The sequence below is a fragment of the Deltaproteobacteria bacterium genome (genome assembly GCA_016218975.1).
In the GTDB taxonomy this organism is placed as follows: Bacteria; Desulfobacterota; Deferrimicrobia; order Deferrimicrobiales; family Deferrimicrobiaceae; genus JAENIX01.
Genome location: JACRCO010000068.1, coordinates 1 through 11,887 on the forward strand (window position 1 = coordinate 1; position 11,887 = coordinate 11,887).

An 11,887-nucleotide genomic window follows, 5' to 3' on the forward strand; every position below is an offset into this window, starting at 1 on the left:
CCTTTCCCGGGTCCGCGAGATCCGGCAGGACCTGGAGCTCCTGCGGTCCGGCGCCGCAACGCCCGATGAACGCAGGCTCAGGTGGGAGGAGCTGAAGGGGAAGATAGGGAGGATGTCTCCGTGACGGACCGCCATGACGTCGAAAGAATGATCGTCGCGGAGCGGGGTTTCCAGCTCCGGTTCCTGCTTCTCCTTTCCTGCATTTTCGCCTTCGGGGCCCTGCTGCTGTTCGCGATCATGTTCCTCTTCTTCTCCCGTCCTCTCCAAGGAGACTACTCCAGCGTCTTCTTCGCGCTGCGCAACCTCACGGTGTTCTCCCTACCGATGGTCTCCTTCTCCGCGCTGGTATATATACTCCTCGTTTGCGGCGCCATGGCGGTATTGTGTATCTATACGCTTCACAAGGTGGCGGGCCCCCTGTACCGTATGAGCCGGACGATCGAAAGCTACATCGCGGGGGATTTTCTCAGGAAGGTCAAGTTCCGCGAAGGGGACCAGGCCGCGCTGCTCGCGACGCTGTTCAACACGTTCATCGAACGGCTGAGGGAAGACCGCGGGACGTGCGAGGGGATAGTGGAGCGGGCGGAACGGGAGTGCGGAAGCGACCCGGCCGCCCTGAAAACCGCCGTGGAAAAGGCGGCCGACGAAATGGAAACGGCGCTTTCGCGGTACCGTTGATCCGTCGTTGACCATTCATGCGGAGATTTGCGAAGATAGGACGATACGAATATGCGTCCCGGACTTGTCTGAAATTCGATTTCCTATGAAGGAGGGTGCGAGATGGCGGCGATCCGTAAGGCGGGGTGGTTTTTGGCGTTGGCTTTCATGATGGCGGGATGGATGGGCATGCTCGGATCTTTCCGCGGGGTCGCGGTGGCCGGCGTGATCGCATCCCACGGCTCGGCGGCGGGGGATGCAAGGGTTGCGGAAACCGCCAAGGTGCAGGCGTTCCTGGAGCGGAAAGTCGTCGTCCAGAAACTTTTGGATTACGGCGTCACCCCTGAAGAGGCGATGTCCAAGGTCAAGTCGATGAGCGACGGCGATCTTCACCGGCTCGCCTCGCTTGCCGACAGGGCGGCGGAAGGAGCCGACAGCGGCATCGGGCTCCTGATCGGGCTGGCGGTCCTCGTCATCCTCATCATCGTCATCCTGAAACTGATGAACAAGGAAATAGTCGTTCGTTGACACGGAGAACGACCCTTTTCGGCGCCGCCCTCCTGCTGGGCGGCGCCCTTTTCGTTTTGGCGGGATGCGCGGGGACAGGCGCCAACGTCGGACGGGAAGATCACGGCGCATATCCCGAGATCGTCATCCCGGGAGTCCCCTTTCTCCCGCAGGAAGAGCAAACCTGCGGCCCTTCCTCCCTCGCGATGAACCTCCTGTTCCTTGGGCGGGAGGCGTCCACGGCGGAGATCGTCCGGGAAACGCGCACGGAAGGGCTGGGGGGGACCCTCATAACCGACCTTGCCGGGGCGGCACGAATGCGCGGGTTTTCGGCGCAGGTCGATGCGCTGGACCTGCCCCGCCTTCGGGAACGGATCGGGTCGGGAATACCCGTGATCCTGCTCGTCGATCTCGGAACATGGGTATGGAGCAGGCCGCACTACCTCCTGGCGTACGGGTGGACGCGGGACGGGATCGTCGCCCACTCCGGGCGGGAGCGGGGAAAGGTCATCCCGTTTTCCGTTCTGGATGCCCAGTGGTCGAAGATGGGGCGGCTCGCTCTCGTCGTCGGCCCCGCGCAGTGACCGACCATCCCGGCCGCGCACGCCTCGCGGAGTACCCATCGCGGGGGACGCCTTGCCCGGCCCTCCATGGCCGGGCCGCGGCTCGCGAGCTCCTCGCTCCGCCCTCCCTGGCTCCCGCTTCGTCGCTCGACGCCCCCGCGATGGGCACTCCGTCTCGGCGGCTTGCCGGATGGTCGGCGCTGATGATTCTGCTCCTCCTCCTGGCGGCGGCGGGGTGCGGGCGGATGCCGAAGGTCATCGTTCTCGAGGACCCGTTGACGGCCGCGGAGCACGTGGAATTAGGCGTGGCCTACGAGCGGAAGGGCGAGCTCGACCTTGCGCGGCGGGAGTACGAAACGGCGTTGCGCAAGGACAGGAAGCTTTTCCTCGCCCGCTTCAACCTCGGCAACGTTTTTCTCGCGAAAAAGGAATATGAAAAGGCGCGCGCGGAATATCTGCTTGCGCTCGGGATAAAGCCCGGGGATCCCGAAGCGGCCAACAACCTTGCCTGGTGCGCGATACTCTCGGGGGAGGGGATCGACGACGCGCTGGCGCGTATGGAGACCGCCGTTGCCGGGCCGGCGGGCCGCCGCCCCGTGTTCCTCGACACATTGGGGGTTCTTCGAATGCGCGCGAACCGGCCGGAACCGGCGGCGGAAGCGTTCGCCGAAGCGGAGGAGCTCTGCCGTCAGGGGGACGAATCCGCCCGGAACACCTCAGGGACGGCTGCGGGGGAGACGGGGACCGTCCTTTGCCCGGAGGAGGTCCGGAGAGAGATCCAGGAGCACCGTTCGGAATTGCGCAAAAGATTCCCGCCCGCTTCGGCGTCGCCCCCTCTGGTAAAATAGGTCCATGCTGCTCGACAGCTTCGGCCGCCGTATCGACTATCTGCGTCTATCCGTCACCGATCGCTGCAATCTGCGTTGCATCTACTGCATGCCGCCGGAAGGGATTCCGCTCAAAAACCAGGCGGAAATCCTCACCTCCGACGAGTTTCTCCGCTGCGCCAGGGTTGCCGTTTCCCTTGGCGTCCGGAAAGTCAGGATCACGGGCGGGGAACCCCTCGTGCGGAGGGGGGTCGTCGAATTGGTCCGCCGCCTCTCCGCGGTCCCGGGGATAGAGGATCTCTGCATGACCACCAACGGGATAGGCCTCGCCGTCGCCGCGGGCCCGCTGCGGCAGGCCGGGCTCGGCCGGATCAACATCAGCCTCGACACGATACGCCGCGACCGGTATGCGGAAATCACCCGCCGGGACATGTTGCCCGAAGTCCTTTCGGGGATAGAAGCCGCGATATTCGAAGGCCTTCACCCCGTGAAGATCAATGTGGTTCTTCTACACGGCCTTCTGCCCGGAGAAGTCGAGGAATTCATCGGGATGGCCAGGGAGAAACCGGTCGAAGTGCGCTTCATCGAGCGGATGCCCGTGGGCTGCCTGCCGTCGGAAGGGTACGTATCTACGGACCGGATCCGCGACCGCATACTATCCCTTCCCGGGACGAGCGTCGTATCAGGCCGTGCGCCGTCCGCCGCCGTAACCTATGAGGTCCGGGGATTCGCGGGCACGCTGGGGATAATTTCGCCCGTCTCGCGGAAATTCTGCTCCGATTGCAACAGGCTCCGCGTTTCAGCCGACGGGAGACTGAGGAGCTGCCTGTTCGCCGTGGAAACTCTCGACCTTCGGGCCGCGTTGAGGGAAGGCGGGGGCGACGGGGAAGTGGGGGCCCTTTTCCGGCGGGCTGTCGCGGCAAAACCCGAAGGGCACGACCTGTGCGGCGGGTCGTTCGCCGCGGAACCCATGTCCCGCATCGGCGGCTGAAGAGGGCCCTGTCCTGTTCCCTCCCATCCATCCTGAGTTGAGGTTCCATAACTACGCCTCCTTCCTTCGCCGACGCCTCGGCGGCCCGGTGGCCAGGGTCAGCGTATCGGCGGGATTCACCTGCCCGAACCGCGACGGAACGAAGGGCACCGGCGGATGCGTATACTGCAACAACGAATCCTTCACGGAAGGAGTGCTCTTTCCCGGTCGGCCCGTGGAGGAGCAGGTCCGGCGCACGATCTCTTCAAGCAGCAGGCTCAAGGCGTTCCGCCGCCTTCTCGTCTACTTCCAGCCGTACACCAACAGCTATGCCCCGGCGGAAAAGCTGGAACGGATCTACCGCGAGGCATTCTGCCATCCCGACGTCGCAGGGATCGTTATCGGAACCAGGCCGGACTGCCTGGAAGCGCCGGTCCTGGATGTCCTGGAGTCGATCGCACTCGAGAAGTACGTTTCGGTCGAAATCGGCCTCCAGTCGTCCTCCGACGCCGTTCTTGCCGGAATCAACCGCGGCCACACGGTGGAAGACTTCACGGAAGCGGTCGGCGCAGTGCGGCGGCGAGGGATCGACGTCGCCGTCCACCTGATTTACGGCCTGCCTGGAGACACGAAGGAAGGGTTCGTGTCGGCTGCGGGCTTCCTATCCGACCTTGGCGTGCAGGGGGTGAAGTTGCATCATCTGCACATAGTTACCGGCAGTGGGCTGGAAGAGCCATGGAGAAGGGGGGAAGTGGCGGTGCCGGAGTATGAAGTGTATGTCCGCGCCTGCGCCGATTTCCTGGAACGGCTCAGTCCCGAGATCGCCGTCCTGCGCCTCATGGGATCCGCTCCGCGGGAATTGCTGCTGGCCCCGCTGTGGAACAAGGGTAGCCGGGACATGTCGCACGACGTGGCCGCCGAGCTGGCGCGGCGGGGCTCCTGGCAGGGATCGAAGCGGAAGGAGAATCCATGAACGGCGGCGAAACGGAATACCTTCCCCATTCCTCGGGCTGCTTTCTCTGCGGGGACGAGAATCCATGCGGAGTCCGAACGAGATTTTTCGTCGAGGGCGATGCGGTCTGCTCCCGGATATCCCTTCCGCGGCATGTCAACGGATACAGGAATGTTGCTCACGGCGGGGTGCTGGCGGCGCTTCTCGACGAGTCCATGGGCTGGGCGGCGACGGTCTTCGGCGGATCGCAGCGTATGTATCTTACGGGGGAACTTACCGTTAAGTACCTCGCGCCGGTGCCCGTCGGAGAGGAGATAGAAATACGCAGCCGCCTCCTCAGGGACGCCGGACGGATCGCCTACAGCGAGGGGGAGCTCTCCTGCGGCGGAGAGGTCCGCGTCCGCGCAAGGGGCAAGTTCCTCCCGATGAGCCGGGAAGCCACGGAGGACGTTCTACCCTATCTCAAGTTCGGGCATTGCCGGAAATACCGGACGCTTTTCAACGAAGCGAAGGAGAAGAAATGAAGCGCGTTCTGGGAATCATAGGATCCCCGCGGAAACTGGGGAATTGCGAGTTGACCGTCAAGGAGATCGCGGCGCGCCTGCCGGAGCCGGTGGATCTCTCCCTGGTCCGCCTTGTGGAAAAGGACATTCGTCCCTGCAAGGCTTGCTACCGGTGCCTCATGGGGGAGTGCCCGATAAAGGACGATTTCGCGGCGGTGCTGGACGCGATCGCTTCTTCCGACGGAGTGATAGTCGCCGCGCCCGTGTACCTGCTCGGAGCGCATTCTTCCCTGCAGAGGTTCCTGGACCGCGGCCTTCAGTTCTGGAAGCGTCTCGACGATCTCATGGGCAAACCGGCTGTCGGCGTTGCGCTCGCGGGGCTCCGCGACGGGGAAGGTGCTTCGCTGCTGGGCGTGGAGAATTTTCTCCGTGCGATGGGTATGGGTGTCAAGGGACGGTGCGTGATACACGCTGCCCTTCCCGGCGAGGCCCTTCTTTCCGAGGCAGGGAAGGCTTCCGCCGCGCGGCTGGCGGCCGCTCTCTTTTCGACGGATGCCCCGCCGGCGGGGAACCCGTCGTGCTCCGAATGCGGCGGCACGTATTTCGAATTCCGCGGGGCGAACCGCGTTTTTTGCCTCCTGTGCGGCGCGAGCGGGACCGTCTCCGGCGATGGCGAGAGCGTTCGCCTTTCGCTGGCGCCGCCGGCCCACCCCTGGCGGGGGCCGGCCGCCAGAAAAGCGCACGGCGAATGGCTGATCGGAATGAAGGAGAAGTACATCCGGGATCGCGAGCGGCTCAAGGAAATCTCCCGCGGCTACGCGGGAGGGAAATTCATCTGACGCGGATCCGCACGGTGTAATGGACCGTCCCCGGGGCGGGTCCCGCCGGAATGTCCGCCCATGCGGGGGCGCCGCCGGCCGGAATGGTCCCCATATTCCGCAGGTCGGAGAGGAAGTGCTCGGTCGAATCCGCCGGTAAGCGGACCCGCACGGCTTCCGGCCCCGCGGTTTTTCCCCGAGTTTCGGCGGACATCGCCGCGGGCTCGTGAACCCGGCTTCCTCCGCGCCGCACCGCCGCTTCCACGATGCGTTCCTCCAGACCCGTGAGTTCCGCGGCCGCCACTTCCAGCGTAACCTCCCGCCCGTGCGGGACGGGCAGCATAAGCCTCGACGGCGGCGCGGCCAGCATGCGCACGGGAGCTTCTTTCCTGGCCCCCATATTTTCTTCCGGCGGAGCGACGGGCTCGATCCTTTCGGCTAAAGTGCTGACCCGTTGAGCCGGCACCACGGGGCGCGCGGGCGGCGGTTGCGGAGCCGTGGAGGCTGGAGCCGAGGCGGCCAATCTGCCCGTTGCGCGCGCGTCTCGCGGTTGCCTGGTTCGATCGACCGTGCTTGACGCGCCGCCGGCTGTTTTTTCTTCCGTCCGTCCGGCCTCGTGTTTGCCCTCTTCAGTGGACGGTGCGGCCGCTTCCATCCGCGCCGCCGGAGCGGGAGTCGGCGGCGACGACTGTTCCGTCCTCTGGATTCCGTACACCAGCAGGAAGATCAGGATCGCCGCCGCGGCCTCGATCGGGATCTTGACATGTGCGGGAAAGAAAAGTTTTTTCAGTAAGGATTTCGAGGGCGCCGGCCGTTCCGTCTCCCTCCTGATCCGCTCCGCAAGTTCCGGCGGGGCTTTCATCGACGGCATCGCCTTAAGCATCCGGATAGTGCTTTCCAGTCCGCCCGCGGTCTCCGCGCATATCCGGCATTTCCGCAGGTGGGCGGAGACGTCCGCATGGCCGCTTTCGGAAATAGAGCCGTCGAGGTAATCGGAGAGGAGGTCCTGTATGCGTTCGCATTCCATCGCGGTTCTTCCCCTTACACCACGGGCGCCAGAATTTTCCGAAGGGCCATCCGGGCCCTGTGGATTCTCGATTTCACCGTTCCCACCGGGATCGCCGCCAGCGCTGCGATCTCCTCGTTTGTGAATCCCTCCACATCCGAAAGCAGCAGGATCCAGCGGGAATCCGGATCGAGCCGGGCCATGGCCTCGGAGAGCACCCTGCCGAGCTCACGATTTTCCGCCACCCGGTCCGGGCGGGCTTCTTCGGGAGCCGGAGGCTGGAAGGCGAAGGATTCACCATCCTCACCCTCCGGTTCGGGGAACCGGATTTCCCGGGTCGCGCGCGTCGCCCGCTGGCGGATCCGGTTCAGGCACCGGTTGGCTGCGATCTTCAGCAGCCACGTGGAGAGCTGGGCCTCCTCCCGGAACCCCTCGATGTTTCGATAGGCGGAAAGGAACACTTCCTGCGCCATATCCAGGGCTTCCTCCCGGTCGAAGAGCATCCGGACGCAGAAAGCGAACACGCGATCCTGGTGCGCGCGGACGATGGCGTCGAAAGCGCCCGGTTTCCCCTTGCGGAAAGCATCAAGAAGAAGGTCCGCCGGTTTCGAGTTGTCTCCCGCCGGATCCACTCCGATTTCTCCTGAATATGACATTGACGGGCCCGTCGCGGTTCCGCCGGCCCCGTCTATTCCATTGTACTTCATGGGAGGTTGCGGCGACGGGCGGTAATACGGTATTTTAATCGTTGCCGGACGGAACTATGTATTCCGGTGCAATATCTAACGGTGGCGAAACGGAGGTGATTATTGAGCGGCCAGACGATCCTTTTCACGGCTCTTTCCGTAGCTGCGCTCGCGCTTGCGGTGGTACTGGCGATGACTCTCTGGCGGCTGCAGAAGACGATCGATCTGCTGGAACGCAGGATAGACGACGCGATCCGCCAGTTCGAAGTCACGGCCGAAGATTATCGAAAGACCAACGCGGTGGTGCGCGAGATCCTGAAGCACGCCGAGAGGAGCGCGGCCAACGTGGCGCATGTAACGGAAGGCGTCAGGGGATTCAGGCATACGCTGGATGCCGCCACGAAAGTTCTGGAGTATGCGGTCGTCCCGGTGCTTGGGACGGTGGCCAGCGGATTGGCGGGGGCGAAAGCCGCCGTGTCGCACGTTGTGAACCGATACGTTCGAAAGGAGAGCGACCATGTGTGAGGAAAAGGGCTGTTCGGGCGGCGTGCTGATCGCATTTCTGGCGGGCGGACTGATCGGCGCCGGGCTTGCCCTGCTCTATGCCCCCATGTCCGGCAAGGAGGCCCGGGACAAGATCAACGACTTCGCGGGAGACATGAAAAAGAAGACGGAAGGATGGACCGGCGACCTGAAGCAGAAGGTGGAGTCCTTCATCGATGAAGAGAAAGCGGTCGTCAAGGCGGCCTATGATGCCGGCCGCGAGGCGATGGCGAAGGAAAAGGCGAAGTTCGAAACCCCCCAATAACACCGGTATCGTACTGCAATCTGCCGCCGGGCGAGCCGCCTCGTGGGGTACCCCGCGAGGCGTGCCGAGCCCGCGGGAGAAATTCGTCTACGCGGTTTCCCCGCGGACCAGCCGCAGGATCGCTGTAAAGCCGAAGAACGCTGAAGCGAAGAGCACGATCGTCGCGCCGGTGGCGGTATCCAGATGGTATGAAGCCGCGATCCCCGCGATCCCCGACGCCACCGAGATCGCGATCGCCGTCCAGAACGCGGACGCCGCTCCCCTCGCGACGTTGCGCGCGGCCGCCGCGGGGACGACGAGAAGGGCGGTCACGAGAAGGATCCCCACTGCGCGGATCGCCGTCGTCACGACCAGCGCGACGGCGAGGGAAAAGGATATCTCGAGGGCCCGGCCCCTGACGCCGAGACTTCGCGCGAATCCCTCGTGGACCCCGAGAAGCAGGATCCTGTTGTAGGTGAAGAACAGGTAGACGGCCACGGCGAGCAGGAGCGCGGCCATCCACATTACCTCCGCTTCGGATATCGCCAGCAGATCCCCGTACAGGTACGACTGAAGGTTCCGCGTCAGCCCCTTCTGCGCGCTTATGACTGCGATGCCCAACGCGATGACCGTGGAGAAGAACACGCCGATGACGGTATCCGGCGAAAGGCCGGTCCGGCCCTTGACCAGTGTGATAGCCCATGCGACGAACAAGCCGAATGCGACCATGGTGAGCAGCGGGTGGATCCCCAGGAGTACCCCCAGAGCGACGCCGGTGAACGCGGAGTGCCCGATGGCGTCCGAGAAGAAGGCCATCCGGAACTGGACGAGCGGCGTTCCCACGGCTGCCGCCGCGGGCGCGACGAAGAGGACGGCGAGAAGGGCGCGCTTCATGAAATCCGGCTCCGCGAAAGAGAGCGGCAGAAGGACGTCCATGAGCGCATAGACCGGAGCGAGCAGGGACTCCACGCCTACTCCTCCTTCCCGCCGTGAATGTGTCCGTGCCCGTCGGCTGGCCCGTGGCTGAACAAGTGTGCGCCGCTTCCGTACATGGCGTTCAGCGTTTCCGGCGTCAGGACCTCGGTCGTCGCCCCCTGGCAGACTATCGAGCGGTTCAGGCAGATGACGCGGTCGGCATGGCGCGTGACAACGGAAAGGTCGTGCGATACCAGCAGGAGGCTGAATCGGGATTCCCGGTGGATCTGGTCGAGGAAATCGCAGAAGAGTTCCTCCCCGGAAACGTCCACTCCGGAAACGGGCTCGTCGAGCAGCAGTATGTCGGGATTGTCCCGAAGCGCCAGCGCGAGAAGAACCCGCTGGAGTTCCCCGCCGGAGAGTTTTCCAAGGGGACGATCGAGAAGGTGGGCCGCCCCGCCCTTCGCAAGCGCGGCCTCCGCATCGGCCCGGGATTTCCGGGAGCAACCGAGAAAAACGGGAATCCTTTGGGACGAAAGGGCGAAGAAATCCCGAACCGACATCGGCGCATTCCGGTCGAGATCGATCCGCTGGGGGACATAGCCGATATTCGGCTCTCCGTGTCCGTGCTCCTCGGCGCGGCAGAACTTTATCTCTCCCGTGTAGGGCACTAGTCCGAGGATCGCCAGCAGCAGCGTCGTCTTTCCCGCGCCGTTGGGGCCTATCAGGGCCGTCACCTCTCCGCAGCGTATGTCTGCGTCTATTCCGGAGAGGATCTCCCTTCCGCCTGCGCGGACCGACAGGTTCCGTATCTCGAGCTTATGGAAACGGGAATGGCGGCTCATCTCGTCCCCAGGGCTTCCTTGAGCGTGCGCAGGTTTTGCCTCATGACGGTTTCATAGGTGGAGGGATCGGCGGACCCCGTCGATACCGGATCCAGAGCGTGCGACGGCACACCGGCCTCCGCGGCGATCATGTCGGCAAGCCTTTTCGGGTACTGCGGCTCCCAGAAGACCGCCGCCGCCCCTTTTCCCCGGATCGACCGTATGAGCCTTGCGATTTCACCGGCGGAAGGCTCCTGGCCGGGGGTCTCCTCGATCTCACCTACGATTTCCAGCCCGAGGTCCCTCGCGAGATAGTCGAAGACGTTGTGGAACGTTACGATCTTGCGGTTCCGGAATTTCGCCGACGCGTCGTCGAACTCCTTCGCGAGCACCGCGAGCTTCGCCGTATATGCGTCGGCGTTTCGGCGGAAGACGCCGGCATTGCCGGGGGAGACCGCGGACAGGGCCTTCTCGATGTTGCGGACCTGGCGGATCGCATTCCGGGGACTGACCCAGGTGTGGGGATTTACACCCCCGTGTCCGTCCGTCCGGATCGGCGCCGCTCCCTGCGCCGATTCGACGACGCGGATGCGCGGATTGGCCTTGCGGACCGGCGCGCCCAGGAATTCCTCCATCCCGTACCCGTTGGCGATGAACAGGTCCGCGGACGCGATCTTTTTCATGTCCCCCGGAGTCAGCGAGTAATCGTGGGGGCATCCCAGCGACGCCGGCAGCATGATCTCTACGGATACGCCCGGCGCGCCGTTCGCCACGTTGCGCGCGAACAGGTACACGGGGAGGAACGATGCGAGTACGCGCAGTTCGCCGGACGCGGCGGGAAACGGAGAGAACAGGAATGCAAGCGCAAGGAGGAAGACAAGCGGGATGCGCGAAAAAATCCTCATCGTTTTCTGCCTGCCTTTCCGCAGTCGGCGCAGGATCCGAAGAATTCCAGCGAATGTTCCGTCACGTCGAAGCCGAGCGTCCCCCTGATATCGTTCTCGATGCGGGACAGGTCGCACTTTTTCGGCTGGAAGGATTCGATCCGCCCGCACATCCGGCAGACCGCCCGGTGCCTGTGGGTTCCGTCCGTCGCCGCTTCGTACCGGCGGCTGCGCTCATGCAACGCCACGCTGCGGACCAGGCCGAGGGACACCATGAGCGAGAGGTTGCGGTAAACGGTGGAGGCGTCCGGTTTCGGTTCCGGAATGCGGGAGCGGATTTCCCGGGGGGAGAGCGGAATGGCGCTTTCCCCCAGTATCCGCAGGATCTCCCCCCTGCCGCGTGTGGCCGGCCGCCCGAGGTTTCGAATGGTCTCGAAAACCGCTTTCATGAATCGCCCCTCCCCTTGTTAGATGCAAATATATTGCATCGGCAACAAAATCGCAATCATATCTCCCCTTGAATTTTACGGTGCGGGGAATCATCTAAGTTAAGGACACGGCCGAATTTGGCGGCCCGCTCTCCGCGAGATGTGAGCGGCGGCAGATTGGCCTTCGCAATACAAGGAGGAAACCGGATGCGCCGACTTATTATGACCGGGATCGCAGTGGCGAGCGCATTGCTTCTTTGGGGCGACCAGGCGCGGGGCGGCGGCCGAGGCGGATTGGTGCTTGCCGACATCGGGGACGGCGGAGGCGGTTTCTACGTGAATCTGATCATGCGGGAAGTCAGGGTCACTCCCGTCAGGGCGCGCGTAGGGGACGTCATCCGGGTCGACATGGTGATAGAGGACCAGAGCGACGTGCGGCAACCCAAGGGGGACCTGGAAATTCGGGCGAACGGCAAGGTGGTGGCGAGAAAGAGGCTGGGCGAGGACGTCTACGGGGGCGAGGGGGAAAGATATTACAGGCAGACCCTGCAGTGGGACAC

Annotated in this window: 17 protein-coding genes; 11 read left to right on the top strand and 6 right to left on the bottom strand. The window is 64.0% G+C overall.

Annotated features, from left to right (window positions below; genetic code table 11):
* Nucleotides 1–120: 120 nt before the first annotated feature.
* The 8 genes from HY896_09115 (at nucleotide 121) to HY896_09150 (ending at nucleotide 5,818) form a co-directional block, all read left to right on the top strand.
* On the top strand, nucleotides 121–678 hold the full coding sequence (locus tag HY896_09115) for a hypothetical protein (protein MBI5576505.1): 558 nt from the start codon (nucleotides 121–123) through the stop codon (nucleotides 676–678).
* A gap of 102 nt (nucleotides 679–780) precedes the next feature.
* Nucleotides 781–1,185, top strand: a complete 405-nt coding sequence (locus HY896_09120; GenBank protein ID MBI5576506.1) for a PA2779 family protein — start codon at nucleotides 781–783, stop codon at nucleotides 1,183–1,185.
* Nucleotides 1,182–1,748 (top strand): peptidase C39, encoded by a 567-nt coding sequence (locus tag HY896_09125; protein ID MBI5576507.1) that lies wholly within the window; start codon nucleotides 1,182–1,184, stop codon nucleotides 1,746–1,748. The genes HY896_09120 and HY896_09125 overlap by 4 nt, the downstream gene beginning before the upstream one ends.
* A 182-nt stretch (nucleotides 1,749–1,930) precedes the next feature.
* Complete coding sequence (locus tag HY896_09130) at nucleotides 1,931–2,575, top strand: tetratricopeptide repeat protein (GenBank protein ID MBI5576508.1); 645 nt, start codon at nucleotides 1,931–1,933, stop codon at nucleotides 2,573–2,575.
* 7 nt (nucleotides 2,576–2,582) lie between these two features.
* Nucleotides 2,583–3,545, top strand: a complete 963-nt coding sequence (gene moaA / locus HY896_09135; GenBank protein MBI5576509.1) for a GTP 3',8-cyclase MoaA — start codon at nucleotides 2,583–2,585, stop codon at nucleotides 3,543–3,545.
* Between the two features lie 37 nt (nucleotides 3,546–3,582).
* A complete protein-coding gene (locus HY896_09140; protein MBI5576510.1) occupies nucleotides 3,583–4,497 on the top strand; it encodes a TIGR01212 family radical SAM protein in 915 nt (304 codons plus the stop codon).
* Entirely contained in the window at nucleotides 4,494–5,000 is a 507-nt protein-coding gene (locus HY896_09145) for a PaaI family thioesterase (protein MBI5576511.1), read from the top strand. The genes HY896_09140 and HY896_09145 overlap by 4 nt, the downstream gene beginning before the upstream one ends.
* Entirely contained in the window at nucleotides 4,997–5,818 is an 822-nt protein-coding gene (locus HY896_09150) for a flavodoxin family protein (GenBank protein MBI5576512.1), read from the top strand. Before HY896_09145 ends, HY896_09150 begins: the two co-directional genes overlap by 4 nt.
* On the opposite strand, the gene HY896_09155 is transcribed toward HY896_09150, so the two are convergent.
* Nucleotides 5,811–6,824 carry a zf-HC2 domain-containing protein gene (locus HY896_09155; protein ID MBI5576513.1) on the bottom strand — a complete coding sequence of 338 codons (1,014 nt, stop codon included), beginning with the start codon at nucleotides 6,822–6,824 and terminating at the stop codon, nucleotides 5,811–5,813. The genes HY896_09150 and HY896_09155 overlap by 8 nt on opposite strands.
* 14 nt (nucleotides 6,825–6,838) lie before the next feature.
* Nucleotides 6,839–7,435 carry a sigma-70 family RNA polymerase sigma factor gene (locus HY896_09160; protein MBI5576514.1) on the bottom strand — a complete coding sequence of 199 codons (597 nt, stop codon included), beginning with the start codon at nucleotides 7,433–7,435 and terminating at the stop codon, nucleotides 6,839–6,841.
* Nucleotides 7,436–7,612: 177 nt separating this feature from the next.
* Here HY896_09160 and HY896_09165 point away from each other — a divergent pair, with 177 nt between their 5' ends.
* Both HY896_09165 and HY896_09170 read left to right on the top strand, forming a co-directional pair.
* On the top strand, nucleotides 7,613–8,014 hold the full coding sequence (locus HY896_09165) for a hypothetical protein (GenBank protein MBI5576515.1): 402 nt from the start codon (nucleotides 7,613–7,615) through the stop codon (nucleotides 8,012–8,014).
* Nucleotides 8,007–8,297 carry a YtxH domain-containing protein gene (locus tag HY896_09170; GenBank protein MBI5576516.1) on the top strand — a complete coding sequence of 97 codons (291 nt, stop codon included), beginning with the start codon at nucleotides 8,007–8,009 and terminating at the stop codon, nucleotides 8,295–8,297. Before HY896_09165 ends, HY896_09170 begins: the two co-directional genes overlap by 8 nt.
* Before the next feature lie 87 nt (nucleotides 8,298–8,384).
* Here HY896_09170 and HY896_09175 read toward each other — a convergent pair whose 3' ends face one another.
* Genes HY896_09175 through HY896_09190 form a run of 4 tightly spaced genes read right to left on the bottom strand, consistent with a single transcriptional unit; the run spans nucleotide 8,385 to nucleotide 11,348 of the window.
* Entirely contained in the window at nucleotides 8,385–9,245 is an 861-nt protein-coding gene (locus HY896_09175) for a metal ABC transporter permease (GenBank protein ID MBI5576517.1), read from the bottom strand.
* 2 nt (nucleotides 9,246–9,247) lie between these two features.
* Complete coding sequence (locus HY896_09180; GenBank protein ID MBI5576518.1) at nucleotides 9,248–10,036, bottom strand: metal ABC transporter ATP-binding protein; 789 nt, start codon at nucleotides 10,034–10,036, stop codon at nucleotides 9,248–9,250.
* Entirely contained in the window at nucleotides 10,033–10,920 is an 888-nt protein-coding gene (locus HY896_09185) for a zinc ABC transporter substrate-binding protein (GenBank protein ID MBI5576519.1), read from the bottom strand. Before HY896_09185 ends, HY896_09180 begins: the two co-directional genes overlap by 4 nt.
* On the bottom strand, nucleotides 10,917–11,348 hold the full coding sequence (locus HY896_09190; GenBank protein ID MBI5576520.1) for a transcriptional repressor: 432 nt from the start codon (nucleotides 11,346–11,348) through the stop codon (nucleotides 10,917–10,919). The genes HY896_09185 and HY896_09190 overlap by 4 nt, the downstream gene beginning before the upstream one ends.
* A 186-nt stretch (nucleotides 11,349–11,534) precedes the next feature.
* Between HY896_09190 and HY896_09195 the strand changes: the two genes are divergently transcribed.
* On the top strand, nucleotides 11,535–11,887 hold a 353-nt coding region (locus tag HY896_09195; protein ID MBI5576521.1), incomplete at its 3' end, for a hypothetical protein.

What these genes read in the sequence shown, in the direction of transcription:
- HY896_09170 (MBI5576516.1), top strand. Translation starts at nt 8,007, where the DNA reads ATGTGTGAGGAAAAGGGCTGTTCGGGCGGCGTGCTGATCGCATTTCTG.
- HY896_09130 (MBI5576508.1), top strand. Translation starts at nt 1,931, where the DNA reads ATGATTCTGCTCCTCCTCCTGGCGGCGGCGGGGTGCGGGCGGATGCCG.
- HY896_09180 (MBI5576518.1), bottom strand. Translation starts at nt 10,036, where the DNA reads ATGAGCCGCCATTCCCGTTTCCATAAGCTCGAGATACGGAACCTGTCG.
- HY896_09190 (MBI5576520.1), bottom strand. Translation starts at nt 11,348, where the DNA reads ATGAAAGCGGTTTTCGAGACCATTCGAAACCTCGGGCGGCCGGCCACA.
- HY896_09145 (MBI5576511.1), top strand. Translation starts at nt 4,494, where the DNA reads ATGAACGGCGGCGAAACGGAATACCTTCCCCATTCCTCGGGCTGCTTT.
- HY896_09155 (MBI5576513.1), bottom strand. Translation starts at nt 6,824, where the DNA reads ATGGAATGCGAACGCATACAGGACCTCCTCTCCGATTACCTCGACGGC.
- HY896_09120 (MBI5576506.1), top strand. Translation starts at nt 781, where the DNA reads ATGGCGGCGATCCGTAAGGCGGGGTGGTTTTTGGCGTTGGCTTTCATG.
- HY896_09150 (MBI5576512.1), top strand. Translation starts at nt 4,997, where the DNA reads ATGAAGCGCGTTCTGGGAATCATAGGATCCCCGCGGAAACTGGGGAAT.
- HY896_09185 (MBI5576519.1), bottom strand. Translation starts at nt 10,920, where the DNA reads ATGAGGATTTTTTCGCGCATCCCGCTTGTCTTCCTCCTTGCGCTTGCA.